22 protein-coding genes are annotated in these 22,927 nt (G+C 74.6%); 9 read left to right on the top strand and 13 right to left on the bottom strand.

Translation table 11 applies throughout. The annotated features are described in order from the left end of the window. Nucleotides 1-258 precede the first annotated feature (258 nt). Complete coding sequence (locus EDD28_RS10825) at nt 259-2,739, top strand: sodium-translocating pyrophosphatase (RefSeq protein WP_123739610.1); 2,481 nt, start codon at nt 259-261, stop codon at nt 2,737-2,739. Continuing rightward, nucleotides 2,736-3,818, top strand: coding sequence for a glycosyltransferase family protein (locus tag EDD28_RS10820; protein ID WP_123739609.1), 1,083 nt, complete (start codon nt 2,736-2,738; stop codon nt 3,816-3,818). The genes EDD28_RS10825 and EDD28_RS10820 overlap by 4 nt, the downstream gene beginning before the upstream one ends. Here the strand turns inward: EDD28_RS10820 and prfB are convergent. From prfB to EDD28_RS10800, 4 genes are all read right to left on the bottom strand, one after another. Beyond that, complete coding sequence (gene prfB / locus EDD28_RS10815) at nt 3,815-4,933, bottom strand: peptide chain release factor 2 (RefSeq protein ID WP_123739608.1); 1,119 nt, start codon at nt 4,931-4,933, stop codon at nt 3,815-3,817. The two genes, EDD28_RS10820 and prfB, sit on opposite strands and share 4 nt — an antisense overlap. A gap of 11 nt (nt 4,934-4,944) precedes the next feature. Then, the gene (locus EDD28_RS10810) at nt 4,945-6,555 is read right to left on the bottom strand and encodes a sensor histidine kinase (RefSeq protein ID WP_123739607.1); all 1,611 of its coding nucleotides are present in this window, start codon (nt 6,553-6,555) and stop codon (nt 4,945-4,947) included. Continuing rightward, nucleotides 6,552-7,304: a response regulator transcription factor gene (locus EDD28_RS10805; RefSeq protein WP_123739606.1), complete on the bottom strand. Its 753-nt coding sequence runs from the start codon at nt 7,302-7,304 to the stop codon at nt 6,552-6,554. The genes EDD28_RS10810 and EDD28_RS10805 overlap by 4 nt, the downstream gene beginning before the upstream one ends. 83 nt (nt 7,305-7,387) lie before the next feature. Beyond that, nucleotides 7,388-8,197: a M15 family metallopeptidase gene (locus tag EDD28_RS10800; RefSeq protein ID WP_170169435.1), complete on the bottom strand. Its 810-nt coding sequence runs from the start codon at nt 8,195-8,197 to the stop codon at nt 7,388-7,390. Nucleotides 8,198-8,312: 115 nt separating this feature from the next. On the opposite strand from EDD28_RS10800, the gene EDD28_RS10795 reads away from it, so the two are divergent. Then, nucleotides 8,313-9,323 carry an aldo/keto reductase family protein gene (locus tag EDD28_RS10795; RefSeq protein ID WP_123739604.1) on the top strand — a complete coding sequence of 337 codons (1,011 nt, stop codon included), beginning with the start codon at nt 8,313-8,315 and terminating at the stop codon, nt 9,321-9,323. 103 nt (nt 9,324-9,426) lie between these two features. Beyond that, nucleotides 9,427-10,836: a sensor histidine kinase gene (locus EDD28_RS10790; RefSeq protein ID WP_123739603.1), complete on the top strand. Its 1,410-nt coding sequence runs from the start codon at nt 9,427-9,429 to the stop codon at nt 10,834-10,836. Between the two features lie 18 nt (nt 10,837-10,854). On the opposite strand, the gene EDD28_RS10785 is transcribed toward EDD28_RS10790, so the two are convergent. After that, on the bottom strand, nt 10,855-11,307 hold the full coding sequence (locus tag EDD28_RS10785; RefSeq protein ID WP_123739602.1) for a GNAT family N-acetyltransferase: 453 nt from the start codon (nt 11,305-11,307) through the stop codon (nt 10,855-10,857). Nucleotides 11,308-11,341: 34 nt separating this feature from the next. Between EDD28_RS10785 and EDD28_RS10780 the strand changes: the two genes are divergently transcribed. Next, complete coding sequence (locus EDD28_RS10780; protein ID WP_123739601.1) at nt 11,342-12,010, top strand: response regulator; 669 nt, start codon at nt 11,342-11,344, stop codon at nt 12,008-12,010. Between the two features lie 12 nt (nt 12,011-12,022). Here the strand turns inward: EDD28_RS10780 and EDD28_RS10775 are convergent, their stop codons facing one another. From EDD28_RS10775 to EDD28_RS10740, 8 genes are all read right to left on the bottom strand, one after another. Then, nucleotides 12,023-13,510, bottom strand: a complete 1,488-nt coding sequence (locus tag EDD28_RS10775; RefSeq protein WP_245968003.1) for a multidrug effflux MFS transporter — start codon at nt 13,508-13,510, stop codon at nt 12,023-12,025. A gap of 258 nt (nt 13,511-13,768) precedes the next feature. Next, on the bottom strand, nt 13,769-14,224 hold the full coding sequence (locus EDD28_RS10770; RefSeq protein WP_123739600.1) for a glycosyltransferase: 456 nt from the start codon (nt 14,222-14,224) through the stop codon (nt 13,769-13,771). Next, nucleotides 14,221-14,649 (bottom strand): pilus assembly protein, encoded by a 429-nt coding sequence (locus tag EDD28_RS10765; protein WP_123739599.1) that lies wholly within the window; start codon nt 14,647-14,649, stop codon nt 14,221-14,223. Before EDD28_RS10765 ends, EDD28_RS10770 begins: the two co-directional genes overlap by 4 nt. Next, nucleotides 14,646-15,035: a TadE/TadG family type IV pilus assembly protein gene (locus EDD28_RS10760; RefSeq protein WP_245968002.1), complete on the bottom strand. Its 390-nt coding sequence runs from the start codon at nt 15,033-15,035 to the stop codon at nt 14,646-14,648. Before EDD28_RS10760 ends, EDD28_RS10765 begins: the two co-directional genes overlap by 4 nt. After that, nucleotides 15,032-15,280 carry a hypothetical protein gene (locus EDD28_RS10755; protein WP_245968001.1) on the bottom strand — a complete coding sequence of 83 codons (249 nt, stop codon included), beginning with the start codon at nt 15,278-15,280 and terminating at the stop codon, nt 15,032-15,034. Before EDD28_RS10755 ends, EDD28_RS10760 begins: the two co-directional genes overlap by 4 nt. 71 nt (nt 15,281-15,351) lie before the next feature. Next, on the bottom strand, nt 15,352-16,254 hold the full coding sequence (locus EDD28_RS10750; protein ID WP_123740058.1) for a type II secretion system F family protein: 903 nt from the start codon (nt 16,252-16,254) through the stop codon (nt 15,352-15,354). Continuing rightward, nucleotides 16,251-17,279, bottom strand: coding sequence for a type II secretion system F family protein (locus EDD28_RS10745; protein ID WP_123739598.1), 1,029 nt, complete (start codon nt 17,277-17,279; stop codon nt 16,251-16,253). Before EDD28_RS10745 ends, EDD28_RS10750 begins: the two co-directional genes overlap by 4 nt. Then, on the bottom strand, nt 17,279-18,529 hold the full coding sequence (locus EDD28_RS10740) for a TadA family conjugal transfer-associated ATPase (protein WP_425469980.1): 1,251 nt from the start codon (nt 18,527-18,529) through the stop codon (nt 17,279-17,281). The genes EDD28_RS10745 and EDD28_RS10740 overlap by 1 nt, the downstream gene beginning before the upstream one ends. Nucleotides 18,530-18,794: 265 nt before the next feature. Between EDD28_RS10740 and EDD28_RS10735 the strand changes: the two genes are divergently transcribed. The 4 genes from EDD28_RS10735 (at nt 18,795) to EDD28_RS10720 (ending at nt 22,910) form a co-directional block, all read left to right on the top strand. Continuing rightward, complete coding sequence (locus EDD28_RS10735; RefSeq protein WP_123739596.1) at nt 18,795-20,039, top strand: aminotransferase class I/II-fold pyridoxal phosphate-dependent enzyme; 1,245 nt, start codon at nt 18,795-18,797, stop codon at nt 20,037-20,039. After that, complete coding sequence (locus tag EDD28_RS10730; RefSeq protein WP_123739595.1) at nt 20,020-20,820, top strand: SOS response-associated peptidase; 801 nt, start codon at nt 20,020-20,022, stop codon at nt 20,818-20,820. Before EDD28_RS10735 ends, EDD28_RS10730 begins: the two co-directional genes overlap by 20 nt. A 53-nt stretch (nt 20,821-20,873) precedes the next feature. Continuing rightward, nucleotides 20,874-22,130 carry a sensor histidine kinase gene (locus EDD28_RS10725; RefSeq protein WP_245967999.1) on the top strand — a complete coding sequence of 419 codons (1,257 nt, stop codon included), beginning with the start codon at nt 20,874-20,876 and terminating at the stop codon, nt 22,128-22,130. 72 nt (nt 22,131-22,202) lie between these two features. Further along, nucleotides 22,203-22,910 (top strand): response regulator, encoded by a 708-nt coding sequence (locus EDD28_RS10720; RefSeq protein WP_123739594.1) that lies wholly within the window; start codon nt 22,203-22,205, stop codon nt 22,908-22,910. Nucleotides 22,911-22,927: the final 17 nt, after the last annotated feature.

The raw sequence follows: 22,927 nt of genomic DNA, 5'->3' as shown, positions 1-22,927 counted from the left end.
AGCGTCGGGGGCGCGTCCGGCACCCGCCGCGAACGACCTCCGACCAGTTCGGCCAGCCTGCCACGGTGTGACGCAGGTCACCGGGGACCATGGGCCCACGTGACGCCGATCACACCGACCTAGCGTGGTGTGCGGGCGGCGCCGTTGCGGCTCACCGGGCCCACACCGCCCCCGCCTCCCCGCCGGTCTCCCGGCGGACGCGACGCGCACGGAGGCGGCACCAACGACCGTCACGCGCTGCGTGGCGTGGAGGAACCGATGGACGGCTCACACGGCGGCGAGGCCAACCTCGTCCTGCCATCGCTCAGCGACGTCATGCTCGCCGGCGGCATCCCCGGCCGCGTCGCCCTCGTCGTGGCGCTCCTGCTGTGCCTCGCGGGGCTCGCGTTCGGCGGGATCGTGCTCGCGCAGCTGCGCCGGCTGCCGACGCACCCGTCGATGCGGGAGATCGCGGACCTCATCTACGCGACGTGCAAGGCGTACCTGCTGCGGCAGGGCCGGTTCCTCATGCTCCTGTGGGTGTTCATCGCCACGGTGATCGTCGCCTACTACGGCTTCCTCATGAGCCTCGGCGTCGCGAAGGTCCTCGTCATCGTCGGCTTCTCGCTGCTCGGCATGGCCGGCTCCTACGCCGTCGCCTGGTTCGGCATCCGCGTCAACACCTACGCGAACGCGCGCACGGCCTACGCGTCGCTGTCCGGCCGCCCGCTGCCGGTGCACCGGATCCCGCTGCGGGCCGGGATGAGCATCGGCATGGTGCTCATCAGCCTCGAGCTGTTCCTCATGCTCGTCATCCTCCTGTTCCTGCCCCGCGAGGTGGCCGGCGCGTGCTTCATCGGCTTCGCGGTCGGGGAGTCGCTCGGCGCGGCCGCCCTGCGCATCGCCGGCGGCATCTTCACCAAGATCGCCGACATCGGCGCCGACCTCATGAAGATCGTCCTCAAGATCAAGGAGGACGACGCGCGCAACCCCGGCGTCATCGCCGACTGCACGGGCGACAACGCCGGCGACTCCGTCGGGCCGTCGGCGGACGGGTTCGAGACCTACGGCGTGACCGGCGTCGCGATCATCACGTTCATCCTCCTGGCCGTCCACGACGTCGGGGTCCAGGCGACGCTGCTCGTGTGGATGTTCGTCGTCCGCGCCGTCATGCTGATCGCGTCGGCCGCGTCCTACGCGATCAACGACGCGATCACCTCGGCCCGGCACCGCGGCGCGACGCGGATGGACTTCGAGAAGCCGCTGACGAACCTGGTCTGGCTCACGTCGCTCGTCTCGATCGTCCTGACCTACGCGACGAGCTGGGTCGCGCTCGGCACGCTGCCGGGCGGCCTGTGGTGGAAGCTCGCCTCGATCGTCTCGGCGGGGACGCTGGCCGGCGCGCTCATCCCGGAGCTGGTCAAGGTCTTCACGTCGACCTCCTCCCGGCACGTGCGCGAGGTGGTGAAGTCCTCCCGCGCCGGCGGCCCGTCGCTCAACATCCTCTCCGGCCTCGTGGCTGGCAACTTCTCCGCCTACTGGCTCGGCATGGCGATCGTCGCCCTGATGGCCGCCGGCTACGGCATCTCGACGATGGGGCTGGACGCCTACATGACCGCGCCGGCCGTCTTCGCGTTCGGCCTCGTCGCGTTCGGCTTCCTCGGGATGGGGCCGGTGACGATCGCCGTCGACTCCTACGGGCCGGTGACGGACAACGCGCAGAGCGTCTACGAGCTCTCCCTCATCGAGGAGATCCCCGGCATCGACGACGAGCTGCGCGCGCAGGGCGTCGAGGTCGAGTGGGACCGCGCCAAGCAGATGCTCGAGGAGAACGACGGCGCCGGGAACACCTTCAAGGCGACGGCCAAGCCGGTGCTCATCGGGACCGCGGTCGTCGGCGCGACGACGATGATCTTCTCGATCGTCATGGCGCTGACCGACGGGCTGACGACGAACATGGCGAACCTCTCGCTCATCCACCCGCCGTTCCTGCTCGGGCTGGTCGCCGGCGGCGCGATCATCTACTGGTTCACGGGCGCGTCGATCCAGGCGGTCACGACGGGGGCGCACCGCGCGGTCGAGTTCATCCGCGACACGATCCGGCTCGACTCGGGCAGCCGCCGGGCCTCGACGCAGGACTCGACCCGCGTCGTCGACATCTGCACGCAGTACGCCCAGCGCGGCATGCTGACGATCTTCCTCGCGACGTTCTTCGTCACGCTCGCCTTCGCGTTCGTCGAGCCCTACTTCTTCATCGGCTACCTCGTCTCGATCGCCGTGTTCGGGCTCTACCAGGCGATCTTCATGGCCAACGCGGGCGGCGCGTGGGACAACGCGAAGAAGGTCGTCGAGGTCGACCTGCACGCCAAGGGCTCGGCGCTGCACGACGCGACGATCGTCGGCGACACCGTCGGCGACCCGTACAAGGACACCTCCTCCGTCGCGCTCAACCCGATCATCAAGTTCACGACGCTGTTCGGTCTCCTCGCGGTCGAGCTCGCCGTGTCGCTCACGAACCAGGGCCGCGGGCCGCTGGTGCACGTGCTCGCCGCCGTCTTCTTCCTCGTCTCGGCGTACTTCGTCCACCGCTCGTTCTACGGCATGCGGATCGGGTCCTCCCTCGAGGCGGACGAGGAGGGCGACGAGGACGGCTCCGGCGACCGGATCAGCGAGACCGCCGACCTCGGCGGTGCGTCGGGCTCGTACGAGGGCCGGGCCGCGGCGAGCGCCCCCGCCGAGGTGGAGGTGACGTCGCGATGAGCAGGCGGATCGCGGTCAAGTACGCCGGCGTCGAGCTGGACCGGGCCGGTCGCGTCGCGGGGCACGACTCGGGGGCGACGCTGGTGCGCCGCATCCTGCGGGTGTTCCCGGGCTCGATCGTCGTCGGCGCCGGACCGCGGCGCGGCGAGGGCTTCGACGTCATGCCGCTGGAGTTCCTCGACCCGGCGAGCGCCGTCGTCGTCAACATGGACGTGCTCGACAGCCTCGACGTGGTCCGGCAGCTCCGGGCGAGCGCCACGGCTCAGGGCTACGGGCCGGAGACCTCCCCGCAGGTGATGAACTTCCTGTGGTGGCCGCCGAGCACCTACCCGGAGATCGAGGACCGGGCGGCGCTCGCGCTGTCGGCCGCGCTCGTGCCGACGTTCGCCGACTCCGAGCGCACGGCGCAGGAGGTGCGGGAGCTGGTCTCGCGACTCGTGGTCAAGCAGCTCGCCGAGCGGATGCGGATGGGCTGGGTCAACCTCGGGTTCCGGCTCGACCACGTCCGCCCGCGCAAGGAGCGCGCGGCCGGGGCGCCGCCCGTCGTGCAGTACCCGGCGACGTACCTCTCCGAGCGCAAGCGTCCCGAGCTGTTCCTCGAGGTGGTGGAGCGGGTGCGCCAGCAGGTGCCGATCCGCGTCGAGGTGCACCTGCACGAGTCGCAGCTCACGCGGGACCTCGCGCTGCGGATGGGGCGCAAGGAGTGGATGTGGGTCGGCCCGCTCGCGACGCGGTCGGACTACTGGGACGACCTGTCCGGGACGACGGCGTTCCTCGCGACCGCGTCCGAGGAGTCCTACGGGATGGCGTACGTCGAGGCGCTGGCGGCCGGGGTGGTCGGCGTGCTGCCCGACCTGCCGTGGGCGAGGGCGCTGCTGCCCGCCGGCTACCCGCTGCTGTACCGGACCAAGGACGAGGCGGCCGCGCTGCTGCTGCGGGCCGTCACGGAGCCGGCGGCCTGTCTGGCCGAGGTCGACGCGGCCGTCGGCGGCTCGCTCGCCGAGGTGCTGCGGACCGAGCACTCCGACGCGGTGTTCGACCGCGCGCTGCGCTCCCGCGTCGCCGAGTGGTTCGGCTAGGAGCCCTCGACCTCGAGCTGCTGCTGGCGGCGCCAGCGGATGCCGGCGTCGATGAAGTCGTCGATCTCGCCGTCGAACACCGCGGCCGGGTTGCCGACCTCGTGCTCGGTGCGCAGGTCCTTGACCATCTGGTACGGCTGCAGGACGTAGGAGCGCATCTGGTCGCCCCAGGACGCCTTGATGTCGCCGGCCAGCTCCTTCTTCTGGGCCGCCTCCTCCTCCTTCTTCGCCAGGAGGAGTCGCGACTGGAGCACGCGCATGGCGGCGGCGCGGTTCTGGATCTGGGACTTCTCGTCCTGCATCGAGACGACGATGCCGGTCGGGAGGTGGGTGATCCGGACGGCCGAGTCGGTCGTGTTGACGCTCTGCCCGCCGGGGCCGGAGGAGCGGAACACGTCGACCTTGATGTCGGTCTCGGGCACGTCGACGTGGTCGGTCGACTCGATGAGCGGGATGACCTCGACGGCCGCGAAGGACGTCTGGCGCCGGCCCTGGTTGTCGAACGGGGAGATCCGGACGAGGCGGTGCGTCCCGGCCTCGACCGAGAGCGTGCCGTAGGCGTAGGGCGCCTTCACCTCGAACGTCGCCGACTTGATGCCGGCCTCCTCGGCGTAGGACGTGTCGAGCACCTTGGCGGCGTAGCCGTGCCGCTCGGCCCAGCGCAGGTACATCCGCAGGAGCGTCTGGGCGAAGTCGGCCGCGTCGACCCCGCCGGCTCCGGAGCGGATCGTGACGACGGCCTCGCGCTCGTCCCACTCCCCCGACAGCAGGGTGCGGACCTCGAGCTCCGACAGCGCCTTGCTCACCGATGCGAGCTCGCTCTCGGCCTCGGCGAGCGTGTCCGCGTCGTCCTCCTCCGCCGCGAGCTCCACGAGCGTCTCGAGGTCGTCGATCCGGGCGGCGAGGGTGTCGAGCCGCTTGACCTCGCCCGAGACGTGCGAGAGCCGCGACGTGACGGCCTGCGCCTTCTCCGGGTCGTCCCACAGGTCGGGCGCCGACGCCTCCTGCTCGAGCTCGGCGATCTGGGCCCGCAGCTTCTCCGGGTCGCGCACGGCGGTGATCTGCCGGAGCGTGCCGCGCAGCTCGGAGATCTCGGTCGGGAAGTCGGTAGCCACGAGGGTCAAGCCTACCGGCCGGCCGACGGCGTCCTCGGCTCGGCTCCCCCGCTCGACCCGGCGGCGCGCCTGCCCTTCTGGAGCGCGCCCGGGCCCGGCAGGTCGAGCGTCGCGACGAAGGTCTCGTCGTCGGCGTCGAGGGTGAGCCGGCCACCGAGGAGCGCGGTGAGCCGGTCGGCGATGAACAGGCCGAGCCCGCTGCCCTCCCCCGTGCGCGCGGCGTCGCCGCGGGTGAACTGCCCGACCAGCTCGGCCGCCGGCACCGCGAGGCGGCGCGCCATGACGTTGGCCAGCCGCAGGCGCACGACGCCGGACCGCTCGGCCGGCCGGTCGATGCTGGCGCGGACGGTCGTGCCCGGCCGCGCGTACTTGACGACGTTGCCGAGCAGGTTCTCCAGGATCCGGCGCAGGTGCTCGCCGTCCGCCGTGACGAGGGCCCGCCCGCGACCCGGCTCGCCCGCCGGACCGGCGTCCGGCCCGACCCACGCGAGGTCACGCGCGGCGAGGTCGTCGTCGTGGTCGCCAACGATCTGGCCGAGCATCTCCGCCAGGTCGAGCACCTCGCGGTGCACCGGCAGGCTGCCCGCACTGGCCCGCGACGCGTCCAGCAGGTCGCCGATGAGCACCCTCAGCCGCTCGGCCTTCCGGCTCAGCACGGCGGTGTAGCCCGCGAGCCGGTCGTCGTCGATGTCGAGCCGCGCGATCAGGTCCGCGTAGGCGATGACGGACGTCAGCGGCGTCCGGATGTCGTGCGTGACGTTGGTGACGAGCTCGGCGCGGAAGCGCTCCTCCCGGAACCGCGCCTCGACGGCCGCCTCGTTCGCCTCCGTGATCTCGATGATGTTGCGGCACAGGACGGCGACGACGGCCAGCGTCACGAGCGGAAGGCCCACCGTCACGAGCCACCAGCCGGTCCAGTTCGCGAAGAACGCGGAGCCGAAGGCCGAGGCGGTCACCACCTCGGCGATGCACCAGACGGCGCCGCCGAGCAGGAGCGCCGTCGCGGTGACCACGACGACGAGGACGCCCATCCCGGCGATCTGCCCGGGCGGCAGCGTCCGGAAGACGCGCGGCCAGAAGATCGTGCGCGCGAGCGTCCCGGCCCGCAGGCGCACCAGCGTCGTCGCAGTCACGTAGCAGACGCTCACCGCGACGACCGCGAGCCAGAGCACGTGCCAGACGAGCTGACGACGGCCGGTCTCGAGCAGGATGGTCACGAGTGCCAGGGCGCTCAACGCGCCCACCAGGACGAAGAAGTAGTCCCACCGGTGGATCCGCAGCGTCGAACGCTCGCGCGCCCCGGCGAGGCAGGAGGCGCCCCCGACGACGAGCGCGGCGACGCCGACGACGAGGCCGACGCCACCGTCGCCGAGCCCGAACGGAAGCTGCGTCGCGGCGAGGTCGCCCGGGATGAGGACGCGGTCCGGGTCGTCCGGGGTGCGACCGAGCAGGACCCAGCGGTAGGAGGTGAAGGGCGGGACGCTGCCGTACAGCCAGAGGGTGAGACCGAGGGTCGCCACGACGAAGGCGGTCACCATGACCCGCGTGGACGCGAAGCCCCGCGTCGCCGGCTCGCCGGACGTCCGCGCGCGGGGGCCGTGCCGCGTCGCCGTCGGGCTCACGGGTCGGACACCACCTTGTACCCGAGGCCGTAGACGACCCGGAGGTAGCGCGGGCGGGCCGGGTCCCGCTCGATCTTCTCCCGGATGTGCCGGACGTGGACGGCGACCGTCCGGCGCGGGTCCAGCGCGACGTCGCGCCAGACCGCCTCGTAGATCTGCTCGGAGGAGTAGACGCGGTCGGGGTGCGCGATGAGCAGGCGCAGGATGCCGAACTCGAGCGGCGTCAGCGTGGCCTCCCGTCCCTCGACGACCACCGTCTTGCGCTTGTCGTCGAGGACGAGCTCGCCGGTGCGCCAGACGCTCCCGGTGCCCGGACCGGACGCCGACCCGGCCGTCACCGGGCCCGGGCCAGCCGCGCCGCCGGACGGCAGCCCGCCGAGCTGCGTGTACCGGCGCAGCGCCGAGCGCACCCGGGCGAACAGCTCGCCCGGCGAGAACGGCTTGACGATGTAGTCGTCGGCTCCGGCGTGCAGGCCGAGGACGCGGTCGGCCTCCTCGCCCCGGGCGCTGAGGAACAGGATGGGCAGGTTCGAGGTCTCGCGGATCCGCTCGGCGGCGGCGATGCCGTCGAGGTTCGGCATCATGACGTCGAGCAGGACGAGGTGGACCGTCTCCGTCCGCACGAGCCGGACGGCCTCGAGCCCGTCGGCGGCGCTGAGCACCCGGTAGCCCTCGCCGGTGAGATAGATCCGCAGCGCCGCGAGGATGTCCGGGTCGTCGTCGCACGCGAGGATCGTGTGCTGCGTCATGGCGTCCCTCCCGAGCCCCGGTGCACCCGCTCGCCCGGGGCCGCCGTCGTGCCCATCCTGCCCGTTCCCGCGCTGCCACGCGCTCATGCCGCCCCCGCGTACTCCTCGAGCGTCAGGCCCTCGCGCTGGCAGATCTCGGCCACCTCGGGGCCGACGTAGCGGAAGTGCCACGCCTCGTACGCGATCCCCGTCACCTCCTCCTTGCCGGCCGGGTAGCGCAGGATGAAGCCGTACCGCCAGGCGTTGTCGGCCAGCCACCGGCCGGAGGAGCTGTCGGCGAGGCTCGCGCCGTCGGGCTCGAGGTCCGCCAGGTCGACCGCGAGACCGGTCTGGTGCTCGCTGTGGCCGGGCGGCTGGACGAGGGACCGGTCCTCGGCCGTGTCCCAGAGCTCCCGCTGGTCCTCGGCGGAGCGGTACCCGCTGTTGACGTACAGGCCCGGGTACCCGGCGTCGGCGGCCGCGCCGAGCATCTGCCGCAGCGGCTCGACCAGCTCGGCGGCGACCTGGACCCCCGAGCCCGAGACGGGGACCGTCCCGACGAGGTCGACGAGATCGGGCGCACCCAGGTCGTCGGGAAGGGCGTGGTCGGCGTTGACGAGGAGGACGCTGGGCCGGCTCCCGCCCGCGGCGTCGCCCTGGGCGCCCCCGGCGCCTCCGGCGCCCGGGTCGTCGGTCGTCGTCGCGTCGGCCGCCTCGTCCGTGGCACCCGCGTCGGCCGCGTCGTCGGTCGTCGCGTCGGCCGTCATCGTGCCGACGGCGTCGGCGAGCCGCACGAGGCCGGGCACAGCGACGGCGACGACGGCGAGGACCGCCCCGGCGAGCAGGGTCCTGACCAGGAGACGGCGACGACGACGCCTGCGGCGCAGGGCCTCGGTGAGCGTGAGAGCTGTCATGCCTCCCAGCCCAGCGCACGCATCTTGTGACCCGTGGCGCGGAGAGCTTAAGTTCCGTTGAAGACCGCCGACCCGCCGCGTCGGCCGCCGCCCGGCTCGGCGTAGGTTGGAGGTCATGGTCACCTACCGCTATCTCGGCAGCTCCGGTCTCAAGGTCTCGGAGATCACCTACGGCAACTGGATCACGCACGGCTCGCAGGTGGAGGACGGCGCGGCCGTCGCCACGGTGCACGCGGCGCTCGACCTCGGCATCACGACGTTCGACACGGCGGACGTCTACGCCAACACGCTCGCCGAGGAGGTGCTCGGCAAGGCGCTGGAGGGCCAGCGTCGGGAGTCCCTCGAGATCCTCACGAAGGTGTACTGGCCGACCGGCCCGCGGGGCGCCAACGACGTCGGTCTCTCCCGCAAGCACATCCGCGACTCGGTGCACGGCTCGCTGCGCCGCCTGCGAACGGACTACATCGACCTGTACCAGGCCCACCGGTTCGACTACGAGACGCCGCTGGAGGAGACGTTCCAGACGTTCGCCGACCTCGTCCACCAGGGCAAGATCCTCTACGTCGGGGTCTCGGAGTGGACCGCCGAGCAGCTCCGCGACGGCGCGCGGCTCGCCAAGGAGCTCGGCATCCAGCTCGTCTCGAACCAGCCGCAGTACTCCGCGCTGTGGCGGGTCATCGAGGAGAAGGTCGTGCCCGCGAGCGAGGAGCTCGGGATCACGCAGATCGTCTGGTCGCCGATGGCGCAGGGCGTCCTGTCCGGGAAGTACCTGCCCGGCCAGCCGGCGCCGGCCGGCTCGCGCGCGACGGACGAGAAGTCCGGGGCCCGCACCATCAAGGGGTTCATGCGGGAGGAGGTGCTCGAGGCCGTCCAGCGGCTCGTGCCGATCGCGGCCGAGGCCGGGCTCACCATGCCGCAGCTCGCCATCGCGTGGGTGCTGCAGAACCCGAACGTCTCCGCCGCCCTGGTCGGGGCGTCCCGGCCCGAGCAGCTCGCCGACACCGTCAAGGCGTCCGGCGTCGTGCTCGACGACGCGACGATGAGCGCGATCGACGCGGCGCTCGACGCGGTGGTGGAGCGCGACCCGGCCAAGACGTACGACGTCTCGCCGCGGACCCGCCCGTAGCGCTCCGCGGGGCCCGGCCGGGCCTCGCGTGGGGGCGTGCCCCCACGCGAGGTCTCCGGTCGGCTCCCTGTCCCGCCCGACCCCCGAGCGGAAGGCTCGAGGCATGAGCTCATCGGCTGCTGCCCCTCCCGTCCCCTCCCTCGCCGGCGTCTACTCCTGGCGCGCCCTGCCCCGGCGGGTCGGCTACCTGCTCCTTGGCCTCGTCTGGTCGCTCTCGCTCGGGCTGGCCGTCGTCGTCCTCGTGGCGGTCGGCGTCCCGCTGTCGCTCATCGCGGTCGGCGTCCCCGTGCTCCTCGCCGGTCTCTCCCTCGCCCGCGCGTACGGCGCGCTGGAGCTGGCGCTCCTGCGCTGGACCCGGATGCCGGCGGTGACACCGCCGACGTGGCGGACCGAGAAGGCCGACACGATCGGCACCTGGCTCTGGCGCCGGCTGAGCAGTCCCGACGCCTGGCGCGCCGCCCTGTTCGCCGCCGTCACGCTCCTCCTCACGCCCGTGACGTGGGCGCTGACGCTCCTCTTCTCGGTGCTCACGGTCGCGTTCCCGGCGATGCTCGTGCAGGTCTACCTCATCCCGTCGCTCATGTACGACGACGCCGAGAGCCAGTCGCTGGGCGAGCTGCTGTTCAGCCTCATGACGCCGGCGGAGCAGGCGCAGTGGCGGATCGGCCCGCACGGGCTGGACCTGCTGATCGGCGGGGTCGGGAGCGTGATCGGGCTGGCCCTGCTGCCGCTCGTGGCCGGCGCCTGCGTCCACCTGCACCACGCGATCGCGCGCGGCCTGCTCGCCCGACGCACGAGCGACGCCCTCCGCGCCCAGGTGGTCGAGCTGTCCAGCGCGCGCCGGGCCGCGACCCAGGCCGAGGGCCGGACGCTGCGCCAGCTCGAGCGCGACCTCCACGACGGGCCGCAGCAGCAGCTCCTGCGCCTGCAGCTCGACCTCGAGGCGGCGCAGCGCCGGCTGGAGAGCGATCCCGGCGGCGCGGGCGACCTGCTCGCCGACGCGCGGACGCGGACCCGGGACACGCTCTCGGAGCTGCGGCGACTCTCCCGCGGCATCGCGCCACCGCTGCTGCAGGACCGCGGGCTGGCGGAGGCCGTCGCCGCGCTGGCCGAGCGCAGCCCGATCCCGGCGACGGTCGACCTCGGGGACGGCACCGGCCCGGACGGCCTCGGCGGGGACGACGTGGGCGACGGCCTCGACCCGGCGGTCGCGCAGGCCGCGTACTTCGTGGTGAGCGAGCTGCTCGCGAACGCGGCCAAGCACTCCGGCGCCGAGCACGTCGTCGTCGCGCTCGGCCGGGTGATCGGCGCGGACGGCGGCGACGGGGCGGAGCTGGCCGAGCTCCTCGTGGTCGAGGTGTCCGACGACGGTGCCGGCGGAGCCGCGCTCGTGCCCGGCGGTGGGTTGGACGGCCTGGCCGAGCGGCTGCGCGGCCTGGGCGGGACGCTCTCGGTGAGCAGTCCGGACGGCGGGCCGACCCGCGTCCGGGCGGTCGTCCCGCTCGCGGCGTGAGGCGTGGCCCGAGCCGGCTCAGTCGAGCTGGCGGGTGAAGTGGTGCGACACGATGTCCATCCGCTCGCGCAGGTAGAACCGGTGGGCGCCGACGCGCTGGACGCCGGAGTCGAGGTCGATGGCGGTGCAGCCCAGCTCCCGGGCGCGCTCGGTGAGGACGCGCAGCAGCGTCGAGCCGTGGCCGCGGGACCGGTGGGCGGCCGCGGTCGAGAGGTCGTCGACGTAGAGCTTGCGGATCGCGCTCGTGTTCGCGACGAGGCGCCAGCCAGCGACGGCGACGCACTCGCCACCGGCGAGCAGCGCCGTGAACCGGAGGCCCTGCGGCGCGCCCTCGGTCGCGACCTGGCGCAGCAGCTCCGGCGTCAGGTGGGGGCGCAGCTCGCGCAGGACGGGCAGCGCGAGCGCCCAGCGCGGGTCGTCCGGCCCGTCGAGGTCGACGACGGTCGGCTCGGGTGCCTCGGGTTCGCTCACCCGACGAGGCTAGCGCCGCGCCTAGGGTGAGGGCGTGACACCGCCACCAGCCCGGATCGCCCTGGCCGAGGACTCGGCCCTGCTGCGCGAGGGACTCCTCCGGCTGCTCGGGGAGGCGGGCTTCGAGATCGTCGGCTCGCACGGCGACGGCGCGTCCCTCCTGGCGGCCCTGGACGCCGAGGCGCCCGACGCCGTCGTCCTCGACGTCCGGATGCCGCCGACGTTCACGGACGAGGGGGTCAGGACCGCGCTGGAGGTGCGCCGGCGGCGGCCCGGCACCGCGGTGCTGCTGCTGAGCCAGTACGTCGAGTCGGTCTACGCCCAGGAGCTGTTCGCCGCCGGCGAGGGCGGCTGCGGCTACCTGCTCAAGGACCGGGTGCTCTCGCTCGCCGACCTCAGCGGTGCGCTGGAGCGGCTGCTCGCCGGCTCGACCGTGCTCGACCCGGAGATCGTCGCCGCGCTCGTCGGGGCGCGCCGGGACCCGCTGGCCGCCCTCACGCCGAGCGAGCTCGAGGTGCTGGGCGACATGGCCCGCGGGCGGACGAACCAGGAGATCGCCGCGGCCCGCGTCGTGAGTCTCGGGACGGTGGAGAAGCAGGTCGGCTCCGTCTTCGACAAGCTCGGCCTCGACGCCGCGGACGGCGGGCACCGCCGCGTCCTCGCGGTCCTCACCTGGCTGCGCAGCCCGCGCGCGGCGCGCTGAGCCGGTCCTCGCTCAGTCGCGCCCGGTGGTCCAGCCGCCGCTGCGGTAGGCCGGCGTGCCGAACGCCACGACGAGCAGGGCGAGCGTGAGCGCCCCCGCCATGACCGCGGCCATCGCGATCGCCGTGCCGCCGAACACGCCGACGAGCGGCGAGATCGCGGCGGGCAGCAGCGCGCCGAGGCTGCCGCAGACGGCTGCGGCGGCGCCGGCCCGGTCGCCGTGACGCCCGAGCGCGAGCGCCGTCGCGTTCGGGGGGACGAAGTTCTGGAACGACAGCGTCGCCGCGAGCACGACGAGGAACCCGATGACGCCGCCGATGCCCGTCACCGCGACGACGAGCAGCGCGACGGCGAACGAGAGCTGGATCGGCAGGGCGAGCCGGATGATCCGCACGGGGGCGTACCGGTGCACGAGCGCCGCGTTGACCTGCGCCATCCCGACGAGCAGCATCCCGCCGACGGCGAAGAACAGCGAGAACTGGCCGACCGAGAGCCCGAACTGCTCCTGGAGCACGAACGGCGAGCCCGACACGTACGCGATGAGGGCGCTGGAGACGAGGCCGGGCAGCACGGCGAGCGCGAGGAACCGGGGATCGCCGAACAGCACGCGGTAGCTGCGCAGCGCCGTCCCGATCCCGCCGGTCTGGCGCCGCTGCCGCGGGTGGGACTCGGGCAGCATCCGCCAGCACAGGGCGAGCACGAACAGCCCGCAGCCCGCGAGCACGGCGAACACCGCCCGCCAGCCCCAGTGGTGGGCGATGAACCCGCCGACGCTCGGGGCGAAGAGCGGGGCGACACCGATCACGAGCATGAGCCGCGAGAGCGTCGCGGCGGCGACGGGGCCCGAGTAGCGGTCGCGGATGAGCGCCTGCGCGCACACGCCGAGCGCGGCGGCCGCGACGCCCTGGAGCAGGCGGAGGCCGAGGAAGACCCCGATGCCGGAGCCGAGGAGCACGAGCGCGCACGCGACGACGTGCAGGGCGGCCCCGATGAGCACCGGCCGGCGGCGACCGATCCGGTCCGAGAGCGGCCCGACGACGAGCTGGCCGATCGCGGCGCCCGCCATCATGAACGAGATCGTGAGCTGCGACGTCGCGTCGGAGACCCGCATCTCTCTCGCGACGGTCGGCAGCGACGGGAGGTACATGTCGACCGTGACGGCGAAGATGGCCGACATCGCGCCGAGCAGCGCGACGAGCCAGGCCTGCGGCCGCGGCGGGACGACGCCCGGTCGGTCGCCGCGCCACTCCCCCGGCGCGAAGCCGTCCGGGTGGACGACCTCCGGCTCGCTCGGCGCCGCCGGTGTGGCCGGCGTGGTCGTCCCCGGGGAGACGGGCGCCATCGCGGGCACGGCGTGCGTCGGGTCCTCGCCCGCGTCGCCGACGGCGAGCGCGCCCACCTCGCCCATGACGGAGTCGATGGTCGGGACGTCGAGCGCCTCGGGCACGCCGAGGACGTCGACGGGGTCGTCGGCCCCGTCGGAGGAGCGTGGCTGAGGCATACGAGTCATGCGAGAAATGGACTCCAGGGGGTTGCTCGACGTCACGCGCGGGCCGGTGCGGACGACGAGTCCATCGTGCTCCACCGCGGGGCTGGTGTCGAATCGTTTCGAGGACGCGTCACGGCCGGGTCTTGGCCGGGTCTGCGAGAGGTACGCGACAGGTCAAGCCCGCCGGGCCCGACCCTCGTCCGCCGCACGTCCAACCACCGGGACCGGATGACGCCGCCGGGTCAGCGGGCCGACGTCGGCCGGCTCGGGTCAGGTGCCGGCGGCGGTCGAGGTGACCCGCAGCGCGATGCCGTCGGACCACGGCGCGAGCAGCCAGGGCAGGAAGGCCGGCCGCGAGCGGCCGACCAGCGTCACCTGCGCCGTGACCTCGTCGGGAGCACCCGTCGGCTCGGCCAGCGCGAGGCGGTCGACGTCGACCGCGTCGATCGGGACGGACGCGAGGAACTCATCGGCCCCGGCGCGCACGCCGGCGTCGGTGAGCACGACGAGGCCCTCGGCGTACGCCGCCGGGTCGATGCTCGTCGCCGCGTGCGCCGCCGTCGCGTCCGCGAGCGCCAGCAGCTCCCGCCGGTCGAGGTAGACCGCCGAGGCCACCGCGACGACCACGACGAGCAGCGCCGCCACCCCGAGGGCACCGAGCGTGAGCGCGAGGACGCCTCCGCGCTCGGCGTCCTCGCGCCCACCCGACGGCGCACCCGGGCTCACGGATGCTCCCGGTGCGGATCGATCGTCCCCCAGGCATCGCCCTCGGCGGTGTAGCCGGCCCCCTCCGGGAGGAACGGCAGCGCGACCGCGGCTCGGACGGTCACCACCACCCGGTCGCCCGGCCCGCAGTCGCGCTGGCAGACGATCGTCACGGCCCGCGACCCGTCGACCACGAGGCCCTGGTCGGCGAAGGCCAGCTCGACCGCCGCGGCGGTCAGCGACGACCACAGCTCGGGGTCGGCGGTCGCGACGAGACGGGCCGCGTCGCGCGCGGCTCCGGTCGCGGCGAGCTGCGCGCCCTGGACCTGGACGAGCGTGAGCACGAGATACACCAGCGGGACGAGCAGCACGATCGTGCCGCCGAGGAGCTCCACCAGCGCCGAGCCGCGCTCGCCCCGGGCGACGGGTCCGGCCGGGCAGCTCATCGCTCGACCACCGCGTGACCGGTGACGCTCAGCGCGCCCGGCGGGCCCAGCAGCCCGAGCACGGGCAGCGGGGCGCTCAGCTCGACCGCCATGACGTCGTACCCCGGCACGCCGAGCGCGTCGTCCTCGCGGTGCACGGAGACGGACGGCTGGTACCCCGACCCGAGCGTCGACGCGACCAGCTCGGCGGCCCGGGAGGCCGCGGCCAGCTCGTCGCCGCCCGCGAGCGCCGCGAGCCGCGCGCCCTCCGCCGCCGCGTCGATCAGGACCGTGCGCACCCACAGCGCGAAGGTGAGCTGCACGAGGGCGAGCACGACGACGACGACCAGCGCGGAGGTCATCGTGAACTCGGCGATCGCGGAGCCCCGCTCCCCCGGTCGGGTCACGGGCCGGAGACCCGATCGACCGCCTGCTGGAAGAGCTGGCGCAGCCAGTCGTCGGCGAGCACCCAGATGACGGCGACCAGCCCGGCCGACATCAGGGTGATCATCACCCAGCCGGGGACGTCGCCGCGCTCGGGGGTCGCGGCGCCAGCGGTCGCGCGAGCACGGACGGCGCCCGCGATCCCGTCGGCGAGGCGGGTCAGCAGGGCGGCGGTCGCCACGGCGAGGGCGAGCAGGTGGCGGTTCATCGGACCTCCAGGAGGGGTGGTGGGTGGGGCTGGTTCGGGAGCTGGGAGGGGTCGCCGCCCGTCGTGACGCGTCACGGCAGGCCCGACCCGAGCACCGCGAGGCCCGGGAACAGGGCGAACACCACCGTGAGCGGCAGGATGAGCAGGACGACGGGCACGAGCATCGCGATCTCGCGCCGGCCGCCGGACTCCATCAGCTCCTGGCGGGCCGACTCGCGCGCGTCGCCCGCCTGGGCCCGCAGCACGTCGGCGACCGGCGACCCGCGCTCGACGGCGACGGCCAGGCCCTCCGTGAACCGGGAGAGCTGCGGCAGCCCGATCCGGTCGCCGAGCGCGGTGAGCGCCGTCGCGAGGCCCGAGCCGGCGCGCAGCTCGGCCAGCGTGCGGCGCAGCTCCTCGGCGAGCGGCCCGTCGGTGCCGCGGGCCACCCGGTCCATCGCCGCGACCGGCGACTCACCCGCGCCGACCGCGAGCGCCAGCAGCTCGGCGATCGTCGGCAGCTCGGCGACGATCCGCTCGCGCCTGCGGCGCACCTGCCGGGTCAGCACCCGGTCGCGCAGCAGCGCACCGCCGAGGCCGCACAGGGCGACGACCGCGAGGACGAGCACGGGCGAGAAGCCCCGGGCGATGCTGAGCGCCCCGCCGAGCAGCAGCCCCGCGACGAGCCCGAGGCACGCCCAGACGACCTGCTCGAGCCGGAAGCCGTCGAGCGTGAGGGACGAGCCGAGGACGGCGAGCCGGTGCCGGACGCTGGGGGCCGTGCTGCCGAGGCGGTCGAGCCCCCGCGCGAGGTCGCCCGTGATCGTCGCGACGAGGCGCGCGCCGGCGGGCACCGGCCGCTCGGCGACCCGCAGCCCACCGAGGTAGGGCGCCACGCGCTCGGCGAACGTCGGCCGCCGCCCGCGCCAGGCGGCCGCGACGAGCAGGGCGCCCAGCGCTCCCAGCAGCCCGGCGAGCGCGCCCAGCGGGCTCACCGCCCGCCTCCCGGTCGTGCGGCCGGAGCCGTCCGGCGCCTGGCGCACGACCGGGACGAGCCGACGACACCGCTGGATCCCGCCACGCCTCCGGGGCGGGCGGTCGCGCCCGCGGCGCCGCCGTTCGCCGGTCCTCCCGTGCCGCCGCCCGCACCCGGTGCCGGCGCGGCCGCCCGCAACACCCGCGGGTCCTCCGGCAGCCGGCCGAGCCGCAGCATCAGGGCGTACGCCACCGCCGAGGTGACACCTCCCCCGGCGAGGAGCGTCACGCCGGCCGGGGTGTCGAAGGCCGCCGCGGTCGCGCCGCGCCCGCTCATCAGCGCCAGGACGATCCACGGCGCGGCGACCGCGAGCCGGGCGCCGTTGACCGTCCAGCTCTGGCGCGCCGCGAGCTCGCCGCGCGTGCGCAGATCCTCGCGCAGGAACGTCGAGAGCGTCCGGAGCATCCGGCCGAGGTCGCTGCCGCCGACGTCGTCGGCAAGCCGCAGCGCGGCCGCGATCCGGTCGGCGACGGGATCCGCGAGCGCGAGCTGCCACCGCGCGAGCGCGTCCGAGAACCGCCCCGTCGCCCGGTACTCGGCGGCGAACAGGGCCATCTCCGGTCGCAGCTCCGCCGGGCCGCGAGTGGCGAGGGCGACCAGGGCCTCCGGGAGCGAGAGACCGGCCCGGACCGCGGAGGTGAGGTCGTCGACGACGTCGGGCCAGAGCGTGCGCCGCTCGACGACGCGTCGCCGCGCCCGCCGCCACAGCCAGGCCAGCGGCAGCGCCGCGGCCACCAGGGCGAAGGCGACCGTGACGCTCGTGGCAATCCCCGTGCCGAGACCAACGAGCGCGACGAGGACGGCGGCCAGGGCGCCCAGCCCGACGACCGGACCCGGGTCGACGCCCGCGAGGCCGGCCCGCGCGGTCAGCTCCCGCCACGACCGGACGGGCCACGACTCCCCGCGTGGGAGCTCGTCGGCCCAGGTCGCCGACCAGACCAGCAGGAGCCCTGCGCCGAGCAGCAGACCGGCAACGGTCCCCATCAGCCGACCTCCTCGGCACGGGCCGGACGCATCGCGGCGGCGCGGGCGGCGGCCGAGCGCGCGTCGGCGGACCGGTCGGAGCCGAGCAGCGCCGCGACGTCGTACCCGGCGCGCTCGAACCGCTCGACGCCGGGCGGGAAGCCGCTGCCGCGGACGAGCTCACCGGGAGCCCCGTCCTCCGGCCGGTGGAAGAGCGTGGCCGTCCCGACGATGCCGTTCTCGCTCCGGCCGGTCACGGCGAGGATCTCGCGGACGCTGCGTCGACCGGCGCGGTCGAGGTCGAGGTGGACGACGAGGTCGAGCGCGCCGGCGACCATCGGCACGACGAACTGCGGCGTGACGTTCTCCCCCGCCAGGAGCGGGAGCACGCAGAGCTTGGCGACCGCGTCGCGCGCGGAGTTCGCGTGGATCGTCCCCGCGCCGCAGATGCCGGCGTTGAGCGCGAGGAGCAGGTCGAGGCTCTCCGCCTCGCGGACCTCGCCGATGACGAGGCGGTCCGGCCGCATCCGCAGCGCCTCCTTGACCAGGCGGCGCAGCGTGATCTCGCCGGCGCCCTCGAGGTTGGGCTGGCGGCACTGCAGCGCGACGTGGTCGCGCAGCGCCGGGCGCAGCTCGAACACCTCCTCGCACGTGACGAGCCGCTGGGCGGCCGGGACGGAGCCGGTCAGCGCGCCGAGGAACGTCGTCTTCCCGGCCTGGGTCGATCCGCTGACCAGGACGTTGAGCCCGGCGACCACGGCGGCGTCGAGGAACCGCGCCGCGTGCGCCGGGAGCGACCCGGCGGCGACGAGGTCGTCGAGGTGGCGGGCCCGGGCGACGTACTTGCGGATGTTCACCGCGACGTGGCGGCGGGTCACGTCGGGGATGACCACGTGCAGGCGCTCGCCGCCGGGGAGCGTGGCGTCGACGAACGGCGCGCTCAGGTCGAGCCGCCGCCCGCTCGGCCGCAGCATCCGCTCGACGAGGTCGCGCACCTGGGCGTCCGTCAGGACGATGGTGGTGAGCTCGGGGACGCCGTGCCGGGCGACGAAGACGCGGGCCGGCTCGTTGATCCAGATCTCCTCGATCGCCGGGTCGTCGAGGAGGGGTTGCAGCGGGCCGAGCCCCGCGAGGGCGTCGCTGACCTCGCGCGCCGCCTCGGCGACGTCGGCGAGCTGCGGCACGGCGCCGAGGCTCGCCTCGTGGACGTAGTCGGCGACGACGCCCTCGACCAGCGCCCGGAACTCATCCGCCTCGCGCACCGGATCCACGCCGCGGCGGCGCACCGCGTCTCGGACTCGGCTCTCGAGAAGCCGCGTCGTCGTGTCCACCCCCTGCCCCTGTCCGCCCCGAGGCCACCTTAGTCACGGACTGAGTGGGTTGGGAAGGATTCGACAAGATCGTGGACGACTTGATGCTACGTAGACGTGGCAACGGCGCGCCCGACGGGACGGTCCGCCGGCCCGTAGGCTCACCAGCGTGACCACCCCGGCAGCCCGGCCCCCGACCGACGCGCAGGTCCCCCGCTGGCGCGCCATGGCCGCCGCGACCGGCCTGGTCGCACCCGACGGCGCCGTCCGGCCGACGATCTTCGCCGAGATGTCCGCCCTCGCCCTGGCCAACGACGCGGTCAACCTCGGCCAGGGCTTCCCCGACACCGACGGGCCAGCGTGGATCCGCGAGCGCGCCGTCGAGGCCATCCGCGCCGGCGCCAACCAGTACCCGCCCGGTCCCGGCATCCCCGCCCTGCGCCGCGCGATCGCCGCCCACCAGCGGCGGCACTACGGCCTCGACCTCGATCCGGAGAGCGAGGTGCTGGTGACGGCCGGGGCCACCGAGGCGATCGCGGCCGCGATCGTCGCGCTCGCGGGGCCGGGCGACGAGGTCCTCACGCTCGAGCCGTTCTACGACTCCTACGCCGCCACCATCGCGATGGCCGGGGCGACCCACACGACGGCTCCGCTCCGGCCGACCCCCGCCGGCTGGCGCCTGGACGCCGACGTGCTCCGTTCCGCCGTGACCGAGCGCACCCGCGTCGTCCTGCTCAACAGCCCGCACAACCCGACCGGGACCGTCCTGACGCGCGAGGAGCTCGACCTCGTCGCCCGGCACGCCCGGCGGGTGGACGCCGTCGTCGTGACCGACGAGGTCTACGAGCACCTCACGTTCGACGGCGCCCGGCACGTGCCCGTGGCGACCCTGCCGGGCATGCGCGAGCTGACGCTCACGATCTCCAGCCTCGGCAAGTCGTTCTCCCTCACCGGCTGGAAGATCGGCTGGGTGAGCGGGCCGGCCGCGCTCGTCACGGCGGTCCGCACCGTCAAGCAGTTCCTCACCTACGTCTCCGGTGCCCCGTTCCAGCCGGCCGCCGCGGCCGCGCTCGACGGGGGCGACGCGGACGTCGCGGACCTCGCCGGCTCGCTCGCCGCGCGACGCGACGCGCTCATGGCGGGCCTGACGCGGGCCGGCCTCCGGGTCGCCCGGCCCGACGGCACGTACTTCGTCTGCGCCGACGCGTCCGGGCTGCTCGACGCGACCGGCCTGCCCGACGGCGCCGCCCTCGCCCGCGCGCTGCCCGGGCTGGCTGGCGTCGCGTGCGTCCCGCTGACCGCGTTCTGCCGCCCCGGCGGCCCGACCAACGACGCGCTCGCGCCGTGGCTGAGGTTCACGTTCGTCAAGGACGAGGCGACGATCGACGAGGGCGTCCGCCGGCTCCTCGCGTTCGCCGCGTCGCTCGGCACGCTCGCGGAGGAGGACCCGGATGTGCGGCCGGTTCGCTGAGTACACCTCGGCCGACGACCTGCTCGAGGCATACGGCGCCGCGGAGGCGAGCGAGGCGGCGCGCGACCGCCCGCCGTCGTACAACGTCGCGCCGACCGACCCGGTCCGCATCGTGATCGACCGGCCGGCCGACACCGACGCGACCCCCGCCGCCGACGCCGCCGACGAGGCCACCGCCGACGCCCGCCCTCGTCGCGAGCTGCACCTCGCGCGCTGGGGCCTCGTCCCGTCGTGGTCCAGGAGCCTGACGACGAAGGGCGCGCCGCTGTTCAACGCGCGGATCGAGACCGTCGCGGAGAAGCCGGCCTTCCGCGCCTCGCTGCGGGCGCGGCGCTGCCTCGTGCCAGCCGACGGCTACTACGAGTGGCGGCGCAACGACCGGTCGGACGACGCGGCGGTCCAGGCGGCGGTCCGCGCCGGGACGATGCCGGCCAGGACGCCGTTCTACATCACGGAGGCGTCGGGCTCGACGCTCGCCTTCGCCGGTCTCTACGGCTGGTGGCGCGACCCGTCGAGGGCGGAGGACGACCCCGAGCGCTGGGTGCTCTCCACCACGATCCTCACCCAGCCGGCGCGCGACGGCCTCGAGACGATCCACGACCGCGAGCCGGTCGTCCTCGCCCGCGACGCCATCGGCGCGTGGCTCGACCCGCGGGTCCGCACGGCCGACGAGGCACTGGGCGTCCTGGCGGAGCCCGGTCCGCCGCTCGAGTGGTACGAGGTCGGCCCGCGCGTCGGGTCGGTCCGCAACGACGACCCCGGTCTGATCCACCGCGTGTAGAACGGCACCACGGGATGACCCGCCGGACGCGGCCCCGCTCGTAGGCTGCCGGGGTGACCTTCCCGACCGCGACCTCCGACTCGCCCGTGCAGCAGGCCGACGCCTGGCTCACGCGGCGCGGCTGGATCCTCGACGTGAGCCTCGCGGTCCTCGCCTTCCTCCTGCTCGGCGGGTTCTCGTTCGTCACGCTCGGCACCTCGGTCGAGGGCGGCGCCGCCGGCCTCGTCACGACCTGGCTCGCCTCGCTCGGGATGCCGGCGGCGCTCGCCGTGCGCCGGCGGTTCCCGGTGGCCAGCGCCGTCGCGGTCAACGCCCTCGCGCTGCTGCACTGGCTCCTCGGCCCGCCGCTGCTGCCGATCGACCTCCTGATCTACGTGTCGGTCTACTCCACGGCCGTCCACGGCCCGCGCTGGGCTCGCCGCGCCAGCCTCAGCTCCGCCCTCCTCGGCAGCGGCCTCGTCGCCCTGCAGGAGGCGGCGGTGTGGGGCAGCTTCAGCGACCGCGCGATCGGCGTGGTGTTCCTCTTCATCGCGATGGCGGCCCCGGTCGTCGTCGCCTGGGCGCTGGGCCTGCTGCGCCGCAGCACGCGCGCCCGGTGGGAGTCGCTGCGCGAGCGGGCCGCCCGGCTGGAGTACGAGCGCGACCAGCAGGCCGTCATCGCGGCCGGCGCGGAGCGCGCCCGGATCGCCCGCGAGATGCACGACGTCGTCGCCCACTCCCTCTCCATCATCGTCGCGCAGGCGGACGGCGGGCGGTACGCGGCCCGGACCGACCCGGACCTCGCGGTCGGCGCGCTGGAGACGATCGCCGACACCGCCCGCGGCGCCCTCGCCGACACGCGGCGCATCCTCGGCGTGCTGCGCGGGGACGCAGCGGCCGACACCGCGCCCCAGCCGGGCCTGGCGTCGCTGGACGACCTCGTCCGCACCGTGCGCGAGTCGGGTCTCGGGGTCGAGGTCGTGACATGGGGCGAGCGGCTGCCGCTCACCCCCGCCGCCGACCTCGCGGTCTACCGGGTGTGCCAGGAGTCGCTCACGAACGTGCTCAAGCACGCGGGGACGCCCGGCGTCGTGCACGCCCGCGTCGACGTCGCGTGGCACCCGGGTGCGCTCGTCGTCCAGATCGACGACGACGGGCGCGGCGCGGCGGCCGGCGACGACGGTGCCGGCAACGGCATCCTCGGGATGCGCGAGCGGATCGCGCTGTTCTCGGGCAGTCTCGAGAGCGGGCCGCGACCGGGCGGCGGCTGGCGGGTCAAGGCCACGCTGCCGACCTCCGCCATCGTGGCGGGCACGATGGGACGCTGGTAACGGTGGCACGACCGGACGGTCGGCGCGACGGGACGACGAGGGAACGGACGGGGACGGGTGAGCGAGAGCGTGATGGGTGACGGGACCGGCGACGGCGGCGGGGCGCGGATCCGCGTCGCGCTCGTCGACGACCAGCAGCTCGTGCGGGCCGGGTTCGCGATGGTCATCAACTCCCAGCCCGACATGACGGTCGTCGTCGAGGCGAGCGACGGAGACCAGGCGCTGCGCGTGCTGCCGAGCTACGACGTCGACGTCGTGCTCATGGACGTGCGCATGCCGGGCCGCGACGGCATCTCGGCGACGGAGGCGCTGCTGTGCGCACCGCGACCGGCCGGGCACGCCACGCCGAAGGTCATCATCCTCACGACGTTCGACCTCGACGAGTACGTCTTCACCGCCATCAAGGCGGGCGCGAGCGGGTTCCTGCTCAAGGACACCCAGCCCGAGGACATGCTCGGCGCCATCCGGACCGTGCACGCCGGCGACGCCGTCGTCGCGCCGTCGGTGACGCGGCGGCTCATCGAGCACGTCGCCGCGACGCTGCCGGCCACCGAGCGGACGCCGCTGGAGGCGCTGGACGACCTGACCGATCGGGAGCGGGAGGTGCTCGTCCTCATCGCGCGGGGGTTCACCAACTCCGAGATCGCGACCGAGCTGTTCGTGGCCGAGGCGACCGTCAAGACGCACGTCGGGCGCATCCTGGCGAAACTCGGCGCGCGCGACCGGGTGCAGCTCGTCGTGACCGCGTACGAGACCGGGCTGGTGTCGCCCGGCGCGTAGCCGCGTCCGGCCGACGC

It is taken from the genome of Salana multivorans (assembly GCF_003751805.1).
Taxonomy (GTDB): domain Bacteria; phylum Actinomycetota; class Actinomycetes; order Actinomycetales; family Beutenbergiaceae; genus Salana; species Salana multivorans.
Note: the sequence above shows the minus strand (reverse complement) of the source record. Positions and strands in the feature narration are given on the sequence as shown.

Excerpts from the sequence above, each read along its gene's own strand:
- EDD28_RS10730 (WP_123739595.1), top strand. The coding sequence starts at position 20,020 with ATGTGCGGCCGGTTCGCTGAGTACACCTCGGCCGACGACCTGCTCGAG.
- EDD28_RS10800 (WP_170169435.1), bottom strand. The coding sequence starts at position 8,197 with ATGACAGCTCTCACGCTCACCGAGGCCCTGCGCCGCAGGCGTCGTCGT.
- EDD28_RS10755 (WP_245968001.1), bottom strand. The coding sequence starts at position 15,280 with ATGAACCGCCACCTGCTCGCCCTCGCCGTGGCGACCGCCGCCCTGCTG.
- EDD28_RS10825 (WP_123739610.1), top strand. The coding sequence starts at position 259 with ATGGACGGCTCACACGGCGGCGAGGCCAACCTCGTCCTGCCATCGCTC.
- EDD28_RS10805 (WP_123739606.1), bottom strand. The coding sequence starts at position 7,304 with ATGACGCAGCACACGATCCTCGCGTGCGACGACGACCCGGACATCCTC.
- EDD28_RS10790 (WP_123739603.1), top strand. The coding sequence starts at position 9,427 with ATGAGCTCATCGGCTGCTGCCCCTCCCGTCCCCTCCCTCGCCGGCGTC.
- EDD28_RS10765 (WP_123739599.1), bottom strand. The coding sequence starts at position 14,649 with ATGAGCTGCCCGGCCGGACCCGTCGCCCGGGGCGAGCGCGGCTCGGCG.
- EDD28_RS10745 (WP_123739598.1), bottom strand. The coding sequence starts at position 17,279 with ATGGGGACCGTTGCCGGTCTGCTGCTCGGCGCAGGGCTCCTGCTGGTC.
- EDD28_RS10795 (WP_123739604.1), top strand. The coding sequence starts at position 8,313 with ATGGTCACCTACCGCTATCTCGGCAGCTCCGGTCTCAAGGTCTCGGAG.
- EDD28_RS10720 (WP_123739594.1), top strand. The coding sequence starts at position 22,203 with ATGGGTGACGGGACCGGCGACGGCGGCGGGGCGCGGATCCGCGTCGCG.
- EDD28_RS10735 (WP_123739596.1), top strand. The coding sequence starts at position 18,795 with ATGGCCGCCGCGACCGGCCTGGTCGCACCCGACGGCGCCGTCCGGCCG.
- EDD28_RS10820 (WP_123739609.1), top strand. The coding sequence starts at position 2,736 with ATGAGCAGGCGGATCGCGGTCAAGTACGCCGGCGTCGAGCTGGACCGG.
- EDD28_RS10775 (WP_245968003.1), bottom strand. The coding sequence starts at position 13,510 with ATGCCTCAGCCACGCTCCTCCGACGGGGCCGACGACCCCGTCGACGTC.